Source organism: Cohnella sp. OV330 (genome assembly GCF_900112065.1).
In the GTDB taxonomy this organism is placed as follows: Bacteria; Bacillota; Bacilli; order Paenibacillales; family Paenibacillaceae; genus Cohnella.
Map to the genome: position 1 here is coordinate 107,207 of NZ_FOKE01000012.1, position 19,455 is coordinate 126,661.

The following is a 19,455-nucleotide window of genomic DNA, read 5'->3' on the forward strand; positions in this document are numbered from 1 at the left end:
GTTTTTTTGGCTCTCTTAAATGCGAATCCCCTTATGCGCCAAGGCTTCGCGCAAAGCATCGGCCATAATATCATAGCCCAGTACGTGCGGGTGAAGACCGTCGTCCGCAAGCTCTTCGCGCAGCCGGAGGCCGTCTTCCTTGGTCATCCGCGAATGGTAGTCGACATAGATAGCGCCTTGTTCGTCGGCTGCTTTCTGCAGATTCTCGTTCGCGCCGCGTATGCCTGCATTTCGCTCGTCATTGTGTCCCGATTGCGGCATATCCGTCGGAAGGATCGAACAGACGATCGGTATAATATCGTTCTCTTTCGCCTTCTTGACCATTTCCTCGATATCGCTCACAATACCCGGAACGATTTGCTCCGCCGTTTTCCGGTCGCCTGCCGTCCAGCCGTCCATCGCCCAGAAGTTGTTCACGCCGATCTTGATCGCCACGCGCTTCGGCTTTAATTGGATCACGTCGGCATCGAATCTTCGCAGCACATGGCTGCTGATGTCTCCGCCGATGCCCCGATTCACGATAAAGCGACCGCTGCGGCCAAAGTAGGCGTTGAGTTCCCACATATGCGTGATCGAGTCGCCGATAAATACGAAGTCAACCGGCACCTCGTGCGCGATCAAAATCTCGTTGCCGATATCAAACTCGCCTCTGCGGCTATCCGCAGCTGCAGCCGTTGCAAAAAAGCCCGGCTTCACGATTTCCACGCGATTCGTCGTCATTTTCGGTTTCCTTTCACCAGGGCCTTAACCCGTTGTTCTTAAGCTTCAACAGCGCTTCGGCAAAATAATAATCGCCATAGATGAGCGGCGCATCGACGGCGATGTCCGCAGCAAAATATCCGGTCGCGTGAAGCAGCAGCCCTTGCTCATCCTCGTCCCATGCGCCGTAGTTTTCATGCAATGAACGAAGGATAAGCTCGGCGGCTTGCCGATACGCGCTCCCTTCCTCTTCGGATACGGCGGAGGCCAAATCTAGAAGTCCTGAAGCGGCGATCGCTGCCGCAGAGGAGTCCCTTGGCATCTCTTCCGCATCCGCTGGCAACCGAAAATCCCAATAAGGCACCGAGTCCGCCGGCAAATGATCCAGAAAAAAGCGCGCCACCTGCTTGGCAGCAACAAGGTACTTCTCCTTGCCCGTGTATGTATGGCTGAGCGCAAACCCGTACAATGCCCATGCCGCGCCTCTTGCCCAAGCGGAATCCGCGGCATAGCCTTGGCCGGCCAGCGCGCCCCTCCGCTCGCCCGTCTCCGGATCGAAGCTGACGATATGATGAACGGAGCCGTCCGCTCGCAAAAATTCCCGAAGCACCGTATCCGCATGAATCTCGGCGATGAGCCGGTAACGCGGATCGTCGATTTCCTTCGAGGCCCAGTATAGGAGCGGCAGATTCATCATGCAGTCGATAATCGCCCAGCCGCTGTGATCCTCCCCGCCCCAATTCGGCCAAGCCCGGATAAACCCGCCGGCCGGATTAAATCTGCCCGCCAACAGGCTGGCGGCCATCAATCCGTGGCGCTTGGCTTCCTCATCCTGCAGGAGCTTATATTGATTAATGCTGCTTAATCCGAACATAAACCCGACATCGTGATGCAACGCGTCAAACTCCCACAGCGTCCGGCTAATCTGCTGCTCGCACTGGACAGCCAAATCCTTTAATCGTTCATTTTGGGTTTCCTGATAGACCAACCAAAGCAGTCCAGGCCAGAATCCTGCGACCCAATCATGCGCAGGACTCCTATTGTAGCGGCCATTTACGGAGCCGTTCGGGAATGACGCTCCAATGTCGATGCTCGTTTTTTCGATCTTTTCGACGACCTGCCGCCACGCTTTTTCCGCCCAATTCGCCTGCGTATTCATTTCAATCCCTCCTTCTGCCAAAGGATGCTTCGTTCATTATGGCAAAGAAAAAAAGAGAATTGAATGATTGGATTTCAAGGTTATGAACTTTCGTTAACAGGATTAACCTCTCGCCAGGGCAAAACGAAGAGCCCCCGCTCGCTCGAAGCGGGGGCTCTTCCTGTACCTGACTTACACCAAACTGCCGCCCTTTTGCCGATACTTGAGGATCCCCTCGGACGCGCGGAAGGCGAGCGCGCCGACCGTATCGGTCGGATTGTAGCCCGAGTTGTGCGGGAAGGCGCTGGCACCGACGACGAATACGTTTTCCGCGTCCCACATTTGCAGGTACGTGTTGACCGCCGACGTATCGGGCGAGGCGCCCATCACGACGCCGCCGGTATTGTGCGTCGACTGGTACGTCGTGATCTCGTACGGGCCGAGCTCCTTGAGCTGGTCGATATGGCTCGCGCCCATCTCCTTGACGATCTCCGCGCACTTGCCCGACAGGTACAGCGCGAGCTGGCGATCCTGCTCCTCGAAGTCGAAGGTGAGCCGCACGAGCGGATCCCCGTACGCATCCTTGTATGTAGGATCAAGGTCAAGGAAGTGGTGGCGGAACGGCATGCACGATCCCTGTCCGCCGACGGACAGGAAGCGATTGGCGTACTTGACCGAGTTGGCCTTGAACTCCGCCCCCCAGGATGCGGTCCCTCCGGGCACGGGGTTGTTCGCGATCGGTCGCATGCCGGTCTGGCTGAGGCTGATCGAGCCCCCATGGATAAACTTCAGGTCGGTGTGGTCGAAGTTGTCCCCGTTGTAATCGTCCAGCGAAACGCCGAGAGAACCCGCGCCCGCGTACGTGTTGAACTGCTTGTCGTCGAAAAATCCGGCCGCGTTGCCCTTCAGCACCTGGTACGCGTAGTTGCGGCCGATCACGCCCGTCCCGCTCGCGGGATCGTACGGCTTGCCGAGCCCCGACATCAGCATCAGCTTGACGTTGTTGAACACGTAGCTGGTGACGACGACGATGTCCGCCGGCTGCACGAGCTCCTCGCCCGTCGTGACGTCCGTGTACATGACGCCGGTCGCCTTGCCGCCTTGGTGCAGGATGCGGCGCACGTGCGAGTGCGTGCGAATCTCGAACTTGCCGGTCTTCAGCGCCACGGGGAGCACGGTGACGACCGGATCCGCCTTCGCGCCGTACTCGCAGCCGAAGCGCTCGCAGAACGCGCAGTACTGGCAGGCGGCACGGGAAATGCCGTCCGGGTTCGTGTAGGCCTCCGACAGATTGGCGGACGGCATCATATACGGATGGAGCTTCAGCTTGGACGCCGCGTCGCTGAACATGCTGAGCGCGGGCGACTTCTTCATCGGCGGCGTCGGGTAGTCGGCCGAGCGCTTGCCGCCGAGCGGGTTGGGCTCCCCCGAGATGCCGGCAAGCTTTTCGAACTTGTCGTAATAAGGCTCCATCTCGTCGTAGGTGAGGCCCCAGTCCTGAATGGTCATGCCGTCCGGAATTTTGTTTTTGCCGTATCGCTCGATCGTCTTGGTCCGGATCTCAAAGTCGTACGGAAGGAAACGGTAGGTTTGACCGTTCCAGTGGACGCCCGCTCCGCCGAGCCCTTCGCCCAGCAGGAACGAGCCGTACGAACGCATCGGCAGCGCGCGGATTTTCTCCGTGCTTCGGAAAGTGACCGTGTCCTTCGACAAATCCTGCATCAGCTCGTACCGCAGCCCGTAGCGCAGCTCGTCGTGGACCATAAAGTAGTCTTCCGTCTTGCGCTCCTTGCCCCGCTCCAGGCCCACGACGTTCAGTCCGCTCTTCGTCAGCTCGGCGGCGATGATGCCGCCCGCCCAGCCGACGCCCACGATGACGACGTCCGTTTTCGGCAGCGTTTTGGCCATAATCGCTTCTGTCCTCTCCGCCTTAGTGGGCGCTTAGATGGTCTTGCAGGCTGCTCGGCGCGATGACCGAGAAGTCCTTGTCGATGACGTCCGCGTAGCTCATCTGGTTGCCGGGATAGCTTCGCATCTTCCAGCCGTTCATGTCCGCGTTGCCGCCGTACAGCGGATCGCTGTACGCGCCCTCGAGCGTGCTGCTCCGCAGCATTTTGAAAAATCCGCTCGCCGAGATCGTCGTCAGCTTCACCTCGTCGGACTCGAACGCCCTCAATACCTCGTCCTGCTGCTCGGGCGCGAGCGCCGCGAAGCCCTTGGTGAACTTCGTCTGGCTGTAGTTTTCCAATTCGCGCAGCCCGATCTCGAACATTTCCCGCCGCTTCAGCCGGCCTTGATAGCCCTGAACCTTTTCCCCCGCATAAAAGGGCGGCGACATATACTCCCTGGAATTGAATCCCCATTCGCCGGCCAGCTGGTGGTCGATAAAAAACGGAACGCCGAGCGCGATCGCGCCGGGACCGGCGTCGTCCGCCGGAAAGATCCGCTCCGTAGCCGCGGACACGATGCCAAGCTGCTCCTGATTAAAGAACATGGGCGCGCGATTGTAATTTTTAACCTCGGCCGCCGTGCCTTCGCCCGTTTGCGGAGCGGTCTCATTCTTCTTCGACGGCCGGATCAGGCTGCCGAGCGCTCCGCCCACGATGACGCCGCCGACCGCATAGCCGGCCTGGACGAGAAACTTCCGCCGGGAAGGCTGCTCGACCTTGTCGCGGCCGGAGCCGCCCGTTTGATTCGGGTCAGCCATCCTTTCACCTCCACTTTTCGTTCCGGATTTTCCCTATTAGTTTTTTCCAAAATTAAGTCCTTATGCATTCCCGTCGGCTGGCCATGCTAACTTTAAACCAATCCAATATAAGGTGGAGATTCGCTATGGCAACCGCAATCGCAACCAAGCGCCGGATGCTCGCGATCGCCTGCGCGGCAGGCGTGCTGACGCTGACGGCTTGCCAGAGCCACAGCCTGCGCGAGCAGTCGGCGAGGCAAGCGGCAGATGCGCAGCGCATCGTCGACGATCGTCTCAAGCTCAAGTCCGTTCAACCGCCCCAGATCGCCGGCCTGCACGATCCGGCGGTCATCCCGAGCGTCGATCGGGACAAGACGCGGACGACCAACCAATACGGCGCGACGGGACAAGGCATGGGCAACGGCGTGATGAGCCGGATCGGCAGCTCGGGCCTGCGCGGCCGCGGCGCCTCCTCCGACCTCGAGGCCGAGCTTGCCGGCGCCGGGCTGGCAGGCGTTCGCGTGCTGGTCGCGAACGATACCGTGTTCCTCGCGGCCAAGGACCGCGGACCGTCCGCCTCCTCGACGGATCACCTGCAGCGCAAGCTGCTCAGCAATACCGGCGGCCTGTCCGGCAAAGGCCCCGAGCCCGGCCCGCACGGCGGCGTCGGCATCAACGGCGCCAAGTCCGACGCGGCCGACGAGCTCGCCCAAGCCGAGCGATGGCTGAAGGACCGAGGCGCCGGCGAGCGCATCGTCACCGTCGCGAGCCCGGAAGCCGTCGCGCTGATCGATCGCCTGCGGGCGCAGGGCGCGGACGGGACCTCCGGCAGCTACGACCGGGACATCGCGCAGCTGATGCGGTTGGCTGCGGCGGCAAAGAGCGGCCGCTAATGCCGCATCATGAATGACGAAACGAAGAAAAGCGACGCCCATCCCCCTCTTTTGTGGGACAGGCGTCGCTTTTCTTCATGCAGGAACATCTTCGGGATTGACGAATTAACTAGAAAGGCAATAACTTGGAAAAATTTGATATGTACACTTTACTCGAACGGAGTGAATAAGGATGGATAACCCGATCCTTTCAAAGTTAGAACACATGCAAATTCCGGTAAAAGATTTGAATGACTCTGTTAATTGGTATGTAACAAACCTAGGATTTCAATTAACGGGCAAATCGGACGAACATCATCATGCGTTTTTATCCTTGCAAGAAGGCCCCATGCTTATGTTATGGGAGACTGCGGAAGAGACCAATGCAAACTTTGTTTTTAAAGGACAACAAATGCCGGTATTGCTTTATAACACGAAACAGATTCATCAATTGCACGATAAATTGAAGTCCTTGCAGGTGGAAATTACCTTTTTTAAGGACGAAGGCTTCGGATGGGTTCTTAAATTCATGGATCTTAACGGAAACATGTGGGGAGTCATTCAACTGAATGAGCGAAGCTGAGAAAGCGTCATAGCGACCAGTCCGAAGAATAAAGAAGGCTCCTGCGCTCGCATCGTTGCGAGCGCAGGAGCCCTTTGCGAACTTTATTTGCCCGCGATCAGCGCCTCGTATTGCCCGGCGTCCATCAGGCCGCCGACCGCCTCCGCGGGGTCGCCTTCCACCTCGACCTCGACGATCCAGCCCTCTCCGTACGGATCGGCATTGACTTTCTCCGGCGAGGTTAGCAGCTCTTCGTTCACGCGCACGACTTTGCCGTCCACCGGGCTGAACAGATCCGACACCGTCTTGACCGATTCGATCGTCCCCATCGGCTGGTTTGCCGCGAGCGCATCGCCTAAGCCCGGCAGTTCAACGAAAACGATGTCCCCCAGCAAACTCTGCGCGTAGTCGGTAATGCCGACCCGTACGACGGTCGCCGTCGCCTCCGCCCACTCATGCTCCTCCGTGTAGCCCAGTCCCGCCTTGATCTCGCTCATCTTCGTCATCCTCTCGTTTATGGTGGTACCGCTGCCCGCCCAATTAACGCCGAACGGCAAAAAAGGACATAGCAACGGCAAGCTGCCGTATGCTCTGTCCCGGGTACCTGAGAGATTAGACGAGGCCTTCCGCTCCGCCCTTACCCCTTTGGTGGCTGTTCGCTCTCTCCAGAGGCGCGTCGGATGACGGTACTTTTACCTGAGAGTTTGATCTCGCGGCCGGCGGACCGTCAAGACTTGCTCCTTCGGTGCCGCGCCTGTCGGCGCAGTCTCTCCCTGCCATCTTCATCCGCGATATTCGCTTTGACACGGATAGCTTAATTCACGCAGGGAATAGATGTCAATCGATTTGACGCAATCATACAAAATTCGACTATCCGGGGGTGACGAAATGTTTGACGTTATGTAGAAAACATGCGCCGGCGAATGGAGCGGACACACGTTCCGCTAAGTAGCGGACATGCGCCTGCATGAGGGGCCGTGCGGACACACGATCCGTTATTTGCTTGAAAGGAAGCAATAAATAGCGCCGAAGGTATGATTAACGGTTCTGGTGTCCACAAGACCCCATTATCGCCCCCATTGCTACGAAATAGCGGATGCTGTGTCCGCTGCGAAGATGGTAAACGGGAGTTGCGTGGTTTCGGTTTCGGTTTCGGTGACGATGGCTTGGCTTGATAGCTTCGCGGCATGGGCGTACCGGTGGATTTGGCGGCTCCCTGGTTTCAGCGGCGTCGATAACACGCCGCTTAATCCCGCGCCTCCCCTTCTTCCCGCTCTCCCCGTTCGCTTGCATCCGACGAATCGCCAGCATCGGAAGCGGCGCCCCCTTTGACTTCCTGCCGGTACTCCGACGGCGTGCAGCCCGCCTTCTTGCGGAATACCTGCGAGAAGTGGCGCACGTCCGGATAGCCGACCCGCTCCGCGATGTCGCCGATCTTCAGCTCCGAGCCGCCCAGCAGCTCCATCGCGCGCGAGATGCGCAGGTTGGTGACGTACTCTTTGAAGCCCGTCCCCGCCTTCTGCTTGAATAGCTGGCTGAAGTAGACCGGGTTCAGGTAGACGATCGACGCCACCTTCTCCAGGTTGATCTCCTCGCCGAAATGCGTATGGATGTACTGTACCGCGACCTCGATCGCCTTTTCCCCGCCGCTCGCGTAGTGATCGTACACCTGCGCGGCCGACGCGCTCCGCATGCGGCGCACCTCGCCGGGCACGTCCGCCAGATCGTCGATGCGTCCCGAGTACAGCACTTGAAACGGCGTCTTCAAGTACCGCTTCAGATGCGTGCGGAGCTTGTCGACGAGCAGGCTTAGTCCGGCCTCTTCCCGAAGCGTCACGAGCCCGAGGAGACTGTGCGCGTCGATGCTCGCGACGAAGCCTTTGCCGGCGGAATCCATCAGCTCGGTCAGCACGTTCTCCACGATGAAATGCTCCAGCTTCGTGTCCGCGTCGCTGTCCAGACGTACCATGAGCAGGTTGAAATACGGGTGGCTCTCTGTGAACGGCGCGATGTCGATGCCGCCCAGGTCGAGCCCGGACGCCCAACGCGCGAAGACGCCTTCCCGAAGAAACCGCAAATTGCGCTTCATCAGGTCGGCTTCCTTGTTGCGCTCGCCCTCCTCCGCGATCTCGCGCGCGAGCTCTTCGATCAGGCGGATGAGCGATTCTTTGCCGATCGGCTTTAGCATATAGTCGCGGGCGCCGAGCCGCACCGCTTCCTGCGCGTACGCGAACTCGGAGTGCGCCGAGATGACCACCCATTTTACCTGCGGCTGCTTGCGACGGGAGAACGCCATCAGCTCGAGCCCCGTCATGCCGGGCATGAGCACGTCGGTCAGCACCAGATCGACGTGCCTCGTCCGCAGCGCCTCCACGGCTTCCTCCGGATTCCCGGCGAGCAGGACGCGATGCTCGGGGAACCCGCGGGAGATCGTCCGCTCGATGCCGCTGCGGATGACCTCCTCATCGTCGACGACGAGAATATTCATCGGGAATCCCCCTCTTCTGCGGGTTTCGGAAACGAAACCGTAATCTTCGTGCCGCGCTCGCGTTCGCTCTCGATCCGAAGTCCGAACCCTTCCCCGTACATCAATGCAATGCGGCGGTGCACGTTCGCGAGCCCGATGCCCCGGCGTCCTGCGGGGTCCTCCTGCCGGCCCGGCGCCACGGCCGCCGCATCCTCCAGCGACTGCCGAATGCGAAGCAGCGTTTCCTCGTCCATGCCGACGCCGTTGTCTTCAACAACGATGACGAGCGCGTCCTCCGTCTCCTCCGAGCGGATCCGGAGCGCTCCCTCGCGGCTTAGCGGCTCGAGCCCGTACTTCACGGCGTTCTCCACGATCGGCTGCAGGATCATCTTCGGCACCTGGGCGCCGAGCCAGCGATCCTCGACCTCGATCTCCGTATTCACGCGGCCGCCGAGCCGCGTCTCGATGATGGTCAGATAGTGGCGCAGCTGCTCGAGCTCGAGCCGAAGCGGCGCGCGCGAGGCCTCTTCCCAATCGCTGCTGTACCGGAAAATTCGAGATAGCGCCAGGATCAGGCGGCCGAGCCGGTCGTTCTCCCGCTCGTCGAGCATCCAGTAGATCATGTCGAGCGTGTTGAACAAAAAGTGCGGATTAACCTGAGACTGCAGCGCCTGCAGCTGGGCGTTTTTCTCGCTGATCGACGACAGCTTCTCCCGCTCGATCAGGTTGTCCATCTGCTGGACCATCCGGTTGAACGAGCCGACGAGCACGTTGAGCTCCTGATACGAATGGACGCGGACCCGCCCCTGAAAGTTCCCTAGCTCGACCTGCTTCATCTGCTGGATCAGCCGCTTGAACGGCGAGGAGAACGACCGCGACACGAGCGTAGCGAGCGCCGTCGCGGCGACGACGAGCAGGATGACGACCGTGAGCAGAAACCGCTGCGTCTGCTTCAGCTCCAGCTTCAGGTCGCGCTTCGGCGTCACGCCGATGACCGTCCAGTCCGCCGTGCCGATCCGGGCCGCCGTGAGCAGCGCGTCCTGTCGGTCGCGGACGGCAACCTCGCCCTTCTTCAGCGTGCCCGGCCAGTCCGAGGGCAATGCCTCCGTCTCGGCACCATCCACCTCCGGCTTGGTCCGGACGATGGCATTTCCGGCCGAATCGCGAATGACGACGCTGCTCCCTGGGCCGATGCTGGCGTTGGAGAGCGCGGAGAGGATCGGGTCCTCCTCCGTCTCGATCAGCACGTAGCCGACCGACTTCATCGTGCTGAGCTCGAAAAGCTGGCGGCCGAACGCGAACACGGGGCTGTCGATCCCGCCGCTCATCGGCGCCTGCGGGTAGACGCCCAGCCAACGCATGTCCCCCTTGGACTTCTGCAGCTCGGCATACCAATCGGTCGACTTGTAGTCCCGCGTCGAAGAGCCGATCGAGCGGTCGAAGCTGTACACCTTCCCCTGGCTCGAGATGACGTGGATGCCGACGATATCGCTCCGCGAATAGAAGATGGCGCCAAGGATGTCCGTGATCTGACGTTCCCGGTTGACCGAGCTGACCTCCGGAGAGCCCGCAGGCGTCTTCTGCTGCAGCAGCTGCATCAGCTCGTTGTTGCTGTTGAGCGACTTGGTGACGCTGTCATAGCCCTTGAGCATGAGCTCGAACAGGCCGACCGTTTGCGATATGTTTTTTTCCGCGATCACGCCGACCTTGTTCCTGATCTGCTCGGTCGCCCGCTGGTAATAGACGAGGCTGACGACGAGCAGGAGCCCGAGCATGCTGAACAGGAAAATCAGGAAAAGGCGGCCGTGGATGGATTGGAATCGTCTCATCCCATCATCTTAACCCTTAACGGCGCCAGCTACCATGCCCTTCGTTATTTTCTCGGCAAGCAGGAAGTAGACGAGGATGACGGGCAATGCCCCGAGCACGAGGAACGCGCCGATCGCGCCGTAGTTGACCGAATACTGGCTCACGAAGCTGTACACGCCGAACGGCAGCGTCTTGAGCGCCTCCTTGGAGATGAACGTGGCGGCGAGAATGTACTCGTTCCACACGTTGATGAACGTCAGGATGCATACCGTCATGATCGGCGGCACCGATACCGGCAGGATGATGCTGCGGAAAATGCGGAATACGTTCGCCCCGTCCATGATGGCCGACTCCTCGATCTCGTGCGGAATCGTGCGCAGAAAACCGCTCATGATGAAGACGGCGATCGGGATCTGGAACGCGATATAGGGCAGGATCATCGCCCAGCGCGTGTTCAGGACATGGATGTTTTTGAAAATCAGCATGAGCGGCAGCAGCGTGCTCTGCAGCGGGATCATCAAGCCCATCAGGAAGATCAGCATGACGATGTGGCCGTACTTCCAGCGGAAACGCGTGATCGCGAACGCCGCCAGCGACGCAAGCAGGATGACGCACGCCATCGTGACGGAGGTCACGATCACGCTGTTCAGCAGATAATGCCAGTAGCGGCCGCCCGCAAGCGCGTTCGAATAGTTGCTCCATTGCACGGAAGCCGGCAGGGCGAAAAAGCTGCCCGAAAGAATCTCCTCGTTGGTCTTGACCGAGTAGATGAGCAGCCACAGCAGCGGGTAGAGCTGCGTGACGAGCAGGACGCCGAAGAAGCCGAATACGATCGTCTTTTTGAGGGAAAACCCGCGCCTTCGGGTCTGGACGGCCGGCTCCCGGACGGCGATGCTGGCGGATGAGCTCATGGGGTTTGCGCCCCCTTTCCTATTTTCGCGGCACTAGTTGTATCGCTTCTCGATGCGGTTGAAGAGGAGATTGATGACGACAGTCGCTGCCAGGCATACCACGACGAGGAAGCAGGCGATGGCGCTGCCGTAGCCGTACTTCTGGGACAGGATCGAAATGTTGTACATATGGCTGGCCAAGACGTCCGTCGCGTGCGCCGGTCCGCCGGCCGTCGTGACCATGATGAGGTCGAACGACTGCAGCGATCCGATGAACGAGAGCACGACGGAGATCTTGAAGATCGGCACGATCATCGGCAGGGTAATATATCGGTCGGCCTTGAAGCCCTCGGCCCCGTCGATCTTGGCGGCCTCGTAGATATCGGCCGGAATGTTCTGTATCCCGGTGAACTGAATGAGGATGTGGTAGCCCAGATACTGCCATAGCCCGATGAGAATGATGGCGTAGATCGCCACCTTCGGCTCCGACAGCCAGGCATGCGTCCAGGAACCGAGTCCGAGCTTGATGAGAATCTGATTGATCATGCCCCCCTGCGACGCAGGGTTGTAGATGGTCTTCCACAGCTGCCCGATCACGGCGACGGACAGAATAACGGGCATAAAGTAGCTTGATACGAGAAAATTGGGTCTGCGGACAAAACGGCTGATCAGGATCGCGACGAACAAAGCGAGCGGCAGCTGCACCAGCATAGAGAAACCGGCCAGCATGAACGTCCGCCTGACGGACGGCCAGAATACCGAGTCGTTCGTGAACATGCGGTGGAAATTGTCGAGGCCGACGTGCTTGGCGACGCCGATGCCGTTCCAATTCAGGGTGGCGTTGTAAAAAGATACGATGATCGGCGCGAATACGAGGCCGACGTACAGCAGCAGACAAGGCAGCACGAACGCCGCGATCGTCCAGCGGGATACCTTCAGTACATTCAAGGCGGACGCCTCCTTAAGCGGCTGTGGCGATAAGGATACGGAGGGCGGCTCGCCAACCTGGCGTCCCCCTCCGTACCGTACGTTCATGGCCGATTATTCTTTGTTGTCTTCGTAAGCCTGCTGGTGCTCCTTGCCGACCGCAGCGGCGTCCTTCTTGGAGACGAACAGGTTCTGGATGCTGGACAGATGCGCCTGGGAGGTTGCCGGGTTCATCGTGTTGTCGAAGGAGATGTCGCCGCCGGCGACGTCCTTGAACATCGCGAGCACTTCCATCGCCATGTCGGAGTATCCGGCAGCCTTGAAGTCGCCGTCCACCTTCTGAGCGACGCCTACCGCTCCCTTGACCGCGAACGCTTCCTTCGGATAGTTGGTCATGAAGTAGTTCAGGAAGTCGAGCGTCTCCGGCAGATGCTTGCTGTTCTTGGATACCGCGAATCCGCTGCCCGGCGCCAGCATGAACTGGTTCGGGTCGCCTTTGCCGCCGACCGTCGGGAACTTGAACACGCCGACGTTGCCGTCTTTGTTCGCATCGGACACTTCGATGCCGCCGGTCGCCCAGCTGCCCATGTAGTACATGGCGGCTTTGCCTGTCTTGAACAGGTTCTCGCCCGCGTTGTAGTCGAAGGACGTGGCGCCTTCTTGGAACGCGCCCGCCTGCACGAGCTGCTCGAACGCGTCGACCGCGCTCGTGAACGCCGGATCTTCGAAAGTCTTCTTGCCGTCGACAACGTCCTGCAGGAAGCCCGGACCGCCGTTCGTGCGAAGCAAGACGTTCATGAACAGGAACGAGCCGGTCCAGGTGTCTTTCTCGCCGATCGCCATCGGCTGGATGCCTTTATCCTTCAGCTTCTTGACGTCCGCGATCAGATCCTCGAACGTCGCAGGCGGCGCGTCGATGCCCGCTTGCTTGAACAGTGCCTTGTTGTAGTAGAGCAGGCCGATGTTGTTGCCGTCGGGCAGCGCGTACAGGTTGCCGTCGAAGGTGTAATAGTCCAGAATGCCGGATTGGAACGAGTCCTTCAGGCCGTTCTTTTCGACCATCTCGTTAAGCGGCGCGAACAGGCCGGCATCGACGTAAGGCTTCATTTGCGCGGACGGGTTGACGATCGTGATGTCCGGCACCTCGTTGGAAGCGGCCTGCGTCTTCAGCTTCTGCTTCTGCTGGTCGGTGTTCAGCGAGTCGAGCTCGATATGGACGTTCGGGTGATCGGTCTCGTACTGCTTCACGATCTTGTGCAGCATGTTGTACTTCGGATCGGTCGGGTCCGGATAAATGTTCTGGAACGTGATCGTGACTTTTTCGCCGCTGGCGGCGCTGGAGGAGGCAGGCGCGCTGGCCGAAGCCGAGGCCGTCGCGGAAGCCGAAGCCGATGGGGAGGCCGCCGCGTCGCTGCCGTCGTTGCCGTTATTGGAAGAACCGCAGGCTGCAAGGCTGACGGCGAGGAAGCCCGCCATCGCGGTGCCAGCCACTTTTTTGCCGGTCGTAATCATGTTCAAATCCCCCTTGACTTGGTATAGCCTCATTATGCTCGGAGGTGTAATCGCATACAATGCGTATACTTAGGAGTCGATGTTTGTTTTCTTAATATGGCTTGCAGAATATCGAATATATGCCGGCAAACCATACGCGCCCACGGCTCCGCCGACCCGCACACCGCCGCTGTAGCCGCAATTTTTGCGCTTGCAGCCGGCCGCCATCTCAGTAACGTTGCTTTCCTCGCTTGCAGGACCCTTACCTCGCCCAGTCGCCGCTCTACCGTTGCTTTTCTCCCTTACAGCAAGCTCCCACTCCTCGCCTTACCGCTACCCGCGCACTTCCATCGCCGCGCAGCACAAAAAATCTCCCGCCCGCCTATTCGACGGTTCGGGAGATTCCTTGACCCAAAGCCTTTATTGTCTTCTTCGCACCGGGATCCAGATCTCGCTCCGGTAGTCCGGCTTGCTCGTGTCCTGGCCCTCGTTCCAGAGCAGCTCGGGACCCGGCGCCAGCTCGTAGCTCGAGGACGGAAACCACTCGGCGTAAATCCGGCCCCAGACGGATTGCAGCGCGGACGGAAACGCGCCGACCGCCTCGAATACGGCCCATTCCGACGCGGCGACCTCCAGCGCGGCCAGATGCGACGGGCATTCCCGCGTCGTCGCCGCGCCGATGTACTGGTCGACCTCGCCGCCGTCCTTCCTTCCCTCCGAGAAGTTCGCCGAAGCGCTGATCAATCCGGCCGGCTCGACGTCGGACAGCCCCTTCAGCTCCGCGATCAATTCCCCCGTCAGACGGCTCCAAAGCTCCGCGATATGCGGGTTGACCCCTTCGTAAATCAATGGCACCCGCTTCATGACGCCGACGATGCGAAACGCTTCCTTTTCCACTAACCGATACTTCATCTCGTCGCCTCCCTCGATCGTCAATCGGAAGGTCATCCGCGGATAGGCCTTGAGCGGCCGGCCGAGCCGGCGCGCCTCGGAGGGCGCCAAGCCGTGCATCGCCTGAAAGGCGCGGGCGAACGAATCCGCCGTGCCGTAGCCGTACTTCACGGCGATATCGAGGATCCTCGCTTCGCTGCCGATCAGCTCGAAGGCCGCCAAAGTCAGGCGTCTGCGCCTCACGTACTCCGTCAGCGTCACGTCTGCGAGCGAAGCGAACATACGGCGAAAATGATGCTCGCCGCAGCAAGCCCGCCGCGCGGCTTCCGCGATATCGGGCGCTTCCTCGTCCGCGAGATGCGCTTCAAGATAAGCCAGCCCGTCGTTCAACCGATCAAGTCCGTTCATGCGGAACGACCTCCCTTCGCCTTCAAGATTAACAAGACCGGCGCGACGAGGTCCGACTTTTCCGGTGCAGGTTCGGACGGATGACGATGCAACGCAAAGAGCGCCGGATTACAGGAGCCTCCAGGATACGGCCGGCTATACCTTTACAATCTTGGCCGGATTGTTGATCTTGTAAGGAATCGGATGCTTCGCGAGCTTCTTGGCGACGACCTTGGCCTCGAACGTGAGCTTGTCCCCCGCCTCGAGCTCGAGCTTCTTCAGCGTGGCGCTGTGGCTCGACCATGCCTCGCCCAGCTCCGTCTCCGTGTCTGCGATCGTGACCGACTCGTAGATGATGACTTCGTCGTCGTTGTCCGCGAAATGGTTGGGCACCGTCGTGAATTCCTTGACGGTCGCCGTCAGCTTGACCTTTTCCTCGGGAAGCTGTACCTTCTTCGACCGCGCCGCTCCCGCCTTCGCCTTAGCCGGCGCCGCGGCGACCGCGGGGGCCGCGTCTCCCGAAGCGACGAACGAAGCGAACGCGTCGGATGCCTGACGATCGTCCTCCGCCGATGCCGGCGCGCTTGGACGAATCTCCGTTGCTGGGCTCGCCGAGACGGCTGCCGGATCGGCCCCCGTCTCCTCGCGCTCGGCTCCCGCTTCTTCCGAATCCGCCGCGCTCGCAAAGCGCTGGCCGAAGTTCGCCGCTTGCATTTCTTTCAGATAAGAGGGGTGAATGCAGTGCTTCTGCTTGTTCGGGAGCTCGATGACGGCGGTCATATGGTCGACGTAACCGACGATGCCGCAGACTTCCTTCAGTCCGTTGCCCTTGTAGTAGAACGTCTTGGCCTTGGTCGCCTTCTCGGAGACCAAATCCCATTCCTTCAGCTTGTCGAGCTGCTCCGCTTCGTCCGCGAACGCAATATAACTCGCCGGCTCAATGACAAACGCGTAAACCATCTTATCCCGCCTTTTATCCATGAATAATCCCGGATCGGACTCGTATCCTGTATCCAAGTATAGCGCTATAGCTTGATTATAAATCGTACCGCCGAAAGAATACCACCGCCGTATTCCCCCCACGAAGCGCAATCGGCCGCCGCGACGCTATTCACCCCGGCCCAAGCGCCCACATACGTTGGTTAAAAAGCAAAGCGGGTGCGATCCATGATCAGCCGCTCCGGCCTCATCGCCTTGCCCGAGGATGCGGGCGCCCATCCTTTGTCCAACGTGGAGTGGTGGTACTGCTACGCCTTGCTGACCGGAAGCAGGGGCGGGCGCTACGCCGTCATGGCTTCCTTTTTCCGCGTCGGAGAATGGGCGGCTCCCAAAGGGCATTATATTATCCACTCGCTCGTCCGCCTGGACAGGGCGCGGTTCGAGAGCCATTCGGAGCTCGACCGGTCGCTCGCGGTCCAGATGGCCGGGGTATACCTGCCTGCCTACTTGCTGGCGCATCCGGCCGACGGCCATACGTGGGACATCTACCGCCGACTGCTCACAAACGACCTGCCGGCGCCGCATCGGTACATGTCGTCTTCGTCCGCCAAAGCCCGTCCGACCAGGCTCGCCTACGGCCAGAACCGGATGACGTTCGCGGATGACGGCAAGCCCGGCTTTGAACTGCGGCTGGATACCGATACGGCTCGCCTGCGTTTAAACTTCGCGCCGAGCAAGCCCGTATCCGTCATCGACGAGACGGGCGGACTCAACGGCTTGCGCTATTACTCCCAGACGCGCAGCCGGGTGCACGGAGAGCTGTACGAAGAAGGTCGCGCGGAAATGCTGCGCGGCGAAGGCTGGTTCGATCATCAATGGGGGCGCAGCTACGGGCTGCTGACGGACGAGGGATGGGACTGGTTCGGCCTGCAATTGGACGACGGCCGCGAGCTGCTCGTCAGCCGGCTGCGGCCGGCCGGCTCGGGCATGGCAAACGGCGCCGAAGCTCGCACCGAGGCCAGACTCATCGGGCTGGACGGTTCGGCGACGCCGTCGGCACGTGTCTCTCTTCGCCCCTTAAGATATTGGCGAAGCAAGGAGACGGGCGCCGACTATCCCGTAGCCTGGACGGTATCGCTGCCCGACTACGGGATGGCGCTTCGCGTCTCGCCGCTCATGGACCGGCAGGAGATGCCCGTGCTCGGGCCGCTGCGGGCGATCTGGGAAGGCGTCGTCTCCTTCGAAGGCGACGAACGGGACGGCGACGGCGCGCCTGCGCGAATCGCGGGTTACGGCTTCATGGAGCTGGTCGGCTATCCGCAGTCCGCACGGACCGCGCCGGCGCCTTTTCGTCACTTGCCGTAATTCGCGGCGTCCGACAGCTGCCCGGCGACTTCCACGATATGCGCGAAGGCTCTGCTGAACTCCTCCATGCCCGCCGAAGCGCCCTTCGACTCCTTCGCGATCTCTCCGACCGTGCGGTCCATCGCGCGGATGCTCTCCTCCATCGATCGGAACAGCTCGGTAATCTGCGACACCGCCGCCTTGCTGTATTCGCCGAGCTTGCGGATCTCCGTCGCGACGACGCCGAAGCCGAGCCCCTGCTCGCCCGCCCTCGCCGCCTCGATCGCCGCGTTCAGGCCGAGCAGCTGGCTCTGCTCCGCGATCTCCTTCACCGAGGCGAGCACGGAGCCCGCCTTCTTGAGCCGCTCGAGCAGCTGCGCCGACTCCGACGCCTGCTCCTGCAGCCGCTCCGCGATATGCGCGCCGGCCGCCGTTATCTCTTGCCCCGTCGCCGACATCTCCTCGATCACGCCCGACAGGTCGGACGCGCCCGCGCGCAGCGAATCGAGCCGCGTATTCGGAACGATAAAGCCGATCGCCCCGACGACTTCGCCATTCTCCCGGATCGGACTGGCCACCGACAGGTAGGCGGTACCGAACCGCGAAGCGTCCCGCTCCTCCACGATGCGTTCGCCCAGCTCGAGCGCCTTGACGATGACCGTCCCCTGAAGCGACGACACCGGCGTGCCTTCCGGTATGCCGGACGGATAGAACGAAGCTTTTTCGAAATGAACGACCTGGGTCCGATCGATCACGATGACGACGGGTTCGTCGGTGTAGGTTTGCTTGTAAACGGGGATGGCGGCTAGTACGTGCTCCAGCATCGTCGGCATCGGGGCATGGCTCCTTATGTGAGGGAATATAACCTGTATGTCGTCAATCCGGAGCCGGAAATGAAGTGAGCGCAGCCTGCCGATACGCGAAAAATAGAGCAATCCAAAAGAAATGCCCGCAGCGTTCGTATGCTATGGTAGAATCGAGCAACAAAGCGATCCGGTTAAGCGTTTACTCTTATGAAAACCGGCCTTATCGCCAAGAATGCCGCCAAGATTAAGGAGTGTATGAACCTATGAATTCGGCATCCCATGCCGCAACGGGAAAGCCGCCCAGCCTGCTGTCGAGCCGCTTCCTGCAAACCATCCTGTTGTCCAACGTCCTGCTGCAAGTCGGCATCTGGGTCCGCAACTTCGCGATCCTGCTGTACGTCGCGGCCAAGACGGACAACGACCCTTACGCCATCTCGCTGATCAGCGTGGCCGAGTTCGCTCCGATCTTCGTCTTTTCGTTCATCGGCGGCACCTTCGCCGACCGCTGGAAGCCGAAGCGCACGATGGTGTGGTGCGACCTGCTGTCCGCGGTCTCGGTATTTATCGTGCTGCTCAGCATCCACTTCGGCTCGTGGCATGCCGTCTATCTCGTGACCTTTATATCCGCCATCCTGTCCCAGTTCTCCCAGCCGTCCGGCATGCGCCTGTTCAAGCAGCACGTGCCTGAAGCCCAGATGCAGCAGGGCATGGCGATCTTCCAGTCGCTGATGGCCATCTTCATGGTACTCGGCCCGATGCTCGGCACGTTCGCCTACAGCAGCTTCGGGCTGGAGACTTCGATCGCGGTCATGGGCGTCGCGTTCCTGCTGTCCGCGATCGTGCTCGTCCGGTTGCCCGCCGACCTGCCGCAGGACCGCAATGCCGCCCAGAGCCATTTCCTCCAGGAATTCGTCGAAGGCTTCAGCTACGTCTGGCAGAGCCCCGTGCTTCGCATGCTCGGACTGGCCTTCCTTCTCGCCGGGCTCGCCGTCGGCACCGCCCAGGCGCTTAACCTGTTCGTCGTCACCGAGCGGCTCGGCAAGCCGGAGGACTTCCTCCAGTATATGCTCATGGTCAGCGGCGGGGCGATGCTAATCGGCGGCGGACTCGTGGCCGCGTTCGCGCAGAAGGTGCCGCCGCAGGCGCTGCTCGCCACGGGCATGTTCTTCGGCGCGATATGCACCGTGATCGTCGGCTACTCCACGAGCGTGCCGCTGACGCTGGTCGTCCAGTTCGTCAACGGTCTCGTGTTCCCTTGCATCCACATCGGCATCAGCACGATGATCCTTAAATGGTCCAAGCCCACCATTATCGGCCGCGTCAACGGCGTGCTAAGCCCGATGTTCACCGGCATGATGGTTATCTCGATGTCCGCGGCCGGCGCGCTGAAGAAGTCTTTCCCGCTCGAGATCATCTTCTCGGCGGCAGGCGCGCTGTTCCTGATCGGGACGTTCGCGATGCTGGCGATCGTCAGACAGCGCCCGCCGGTGCACGCCGCCGAGGGCATGGCGCAGACGAGCGCCTAAGACGCTTGCGGCGCAATGCGG

The 19,455-nt window shown here is 60.6% G+C and carries 17 protein-coding genes and 1 riboswitch; of the genes, 4 read left to right on the plus strand and 13 right to left on the minus strand.

Annotated elements, in window-relative coordinates; translation table 11 throughout:
• Nucleotides 1-15: 15 nt before the first annotated feature.
• The 4 genes from BM235_RS24985 to BM235_RS25000 all read right to left on the minus strand — a co-directional run bounded on the left by BM235_RS24985 (nucleotide 16) and on the right by BM235_RS25000 (nucleotide 4,544).
• Complete coding sequence (locus BM235_RS24985) at nucleotides 16-720, minus strand: GDSL-type esterase/lipase family protein (protein ID WP_090116975.1); 705 nt, start codon at nucleotides 718-720, stop codon at nucleotides 16-18.
• Nucleotides 721-733: 13 nt separating this feature from the next.
• A complete protein-coding gene (locus BM235_RS24990) occupies nucleotides 734-1,858 on the minus strand; it encodes a glycoside hydrolase family 88 protein (RefSeq protein ID WP_090116976.1) in 1,125 nt (374 codons plus the stop codon).
• Nucleotides 1,859-2,029: 171 nt separating this feature from the next.
• Nucleotides 2,030-3,745 (minus strand): GMC family oxidoreductase, encoded by a 1,716-nt coding sequence (locus BM235_RS24995; RefSeq protein WP_090116977.1) that lies wholly within the window; start codon nucleotides 3,743-3,745, stop codon nucleotides 2,030-2,032.
• A 22-nt stretch (nucleotides 3,746-3,767) separates the two neighbouring features.
• Entirely contained in the window at nucleotides 3,768-4,544 is a 777-nt protein-coding gene (locus tag BM235_RS25000) for a gluconate 2-dehydrogenase subunit 3 family protein (RefSeq protein WP_090116978.1), read from the minus strand.
• A gap of 125 nt (nucleotides 4,545-4,669) precedes the next feature.
• Between BM235_RS25000 and BM235_RS25005 the strand changes: the two genes are divergently transcribed.
• Nucleotides 4,670-5,416: a hypothetical protein gene (locus BM235_RS25005; RefSeq protein ID WP_090116979.1), complete on the plus strand. Its 747-nt coding sequence runs from the start codon at nucleotides 4,670-4,672 to the stop codon at nucleotides 5,414-5,416.
• A 172-nt stretch (nucleotides 5,417-5,588) separates the two neighbouring features.
• Nucleotides 5,589-5,978: a VOC family protein gene (locus BM235_RS25010; protein WP_177244284.1), complete on the plus strand. Its 390-nt coding sequence runs from the start codon at nucleotides 5,589-5,591 to the stop codon at nucleotides 5,976-5,978.
• A gap of 83 nt (nucleotides 5,979-6,061) precedes the next feature.
• Here the strand turns inward: BM235_RS25010 and gcvH are convergent, their stop codons facing one another.
• The 8 genes from gcvH to BM235_RS25050 form a co-directional block, all read right to left on the minus strand.
• Entirely contained in the window at nucleotides 6,062-6,454 is a 393-nt protein-coding gene (gene gcvH, locus BM235_RS25015; protein ID WP_090116980.1) for a glycine cleavage system protein GcvH, read from the minus strand.
• 177 nt (nucleotides 6,455-6,631) lie between these two features.
• Nucleotides 6,632-6,743: riboswitch (glycine riboswitch) on the minus strand.
• Between the two features lie 460 nt (nucleotides 6,744-7,203).
• Nucleotides 7,204-8,445: a response regulator gene (locus BM235_RS25020; protein WP_090116981.1), complete on the minus strand. Its 1,242-nt coding sequence runs from the start codon at nucleotides 8,443-8,445 to the stop codon at nucleotides 7,204-7,206.
• Nucleotides 8,442-10,253, minus strand: a complete 1,812-nt coding sequence (locus tag BM235_RS25025) for a cache domain-containing sensor histidine kinase (RefSeq protein ID WP_090116982.1) — start codon at nucleotides 10,251-10,253, stop codon at nucleotides 8,442-8,444. Before BM235_RS25025 ends, BM235_RS25020 begins: the two co-directional genes overlap by 4 nt.
• A gap of 9 nt (nucleotides 10,254-10,262) precedes the next feature.
• The gene (locus BM235_RS25030) at nucleotides 10,263-11,144 is read right to left on the minus strand and encodes a carbohydrate ABC transporter permease (protein ID WP_090116983.1); all 882 of its coding nucleotides are present in this window, start codon (nucleotides 11,142-11,144) and stop codon (nucleotides 10,263-10,265) included.
• Between the two features lie 33 nt (nucleotides 11,145-11,177).
• Nucleotides 11,178-12,071, minus strand: coding sequence for a carbohydrate ABC transporter permease (locus tag BM235_RS25035; protein ID WP_090116984.1), 894 nt, complete (start codon nucleotides 12,069-12,071; stop codon nucleotides 11,178-11,180).
• A 93-nt stretch (nucleotides 12,072-12,164) separates the two neighbouring features.
• Nucleotides 12,165-13,562: an extracellular solute-binding protein gene (locus BM235_RS25040; protein WP_090116985.1), complete on the minus strand. Its 1,398-nt coding sequence runs from the start codon at nucleotides 13,560-13,562 to the stop codon at nucleotides 12,165-12,167.
• A 399-nt stretch (nucleotides 13,563-13,961) separates the two neighbouring features.
• Nucleotides 13,962-14,840 (minus strand): AraC family transcriptional regulator, encoded by an 879-nt coding sequence (locus tag BM235_RS25045; RefSeq protein WP_090116986.1) that lies wholly within the window; start codon nucleotides 14,838-14,840, stop codon nucleotides 13,962-13,964.
• A 135-nt stretch (nucleotides 14,841-14,975) separates the two neighbouring features.
• Nucleotides 14,976-15,779, minus strand: coding sequence for a hypothetical protein (locus BM235_RS25050; RefSeq protein ID WP_090116987.1), 804 nt, complete (start codon nucleotides 15,777-15,779; stop codon nucleotides 14,976-14,978).
• A gap of 207 nt (nucleotides 15,780-15,986) precedes the next feature.
• Between BM235_RS25050 and BM235_RS25055 the strand changes: the two genes are divergently transcribed.
• Nucleotides 15,987-17,123, plus strand: a complete 1,137-nt coding sequence (locus tag BM235_RS25055; RefSeq protein ID WP_090116988.1) for a lipocalin family protein — start codon at nucleotides 15,987-15,989, stop codon at nucleotides 17,121-17,123.
• Here BM235_RS25055 and BM235_RS32875 read toward each other — a convergent pair.
• Nucleotides 17,111-17,935 carry a methyl-accepting chemotaxis protein gene (locus BM235_RS32875; protein ID WP_090116989.1) on the minus strand — a complete coding sequence of 275 codons (825 nt, stop codon included), beginning with the start codon at nucleotides 17,933-17,935 and terminating at the stop codon, nucleotides 17,111-17,113. The genes BM235_RS25055 and BM235_RS32875 overlap by 13 nt on opposite strands.
• A gap of 236 nt (nucleotides 17,936-18,171) precedes the next feature.
• Here BM235_RS32875 and BM235_RS25065 point away from each other — a divergent pair, with 236 nt between their 5' ends.
• Nucleotides 18,172-19,434 (plus strand): MFS transporter, encoded by a 1,263-nt coding sequence (locus tag BM235_RS25065; protein ID WP_090116990.1) that lies wholly within the window; start codon nucleotides 18,172-18,174, stop codon nucleotides 19,432-19,434.
• The last annotated feature ends 21 nt before the right edge of the window (nucleotides 19,435-19,455 follow it).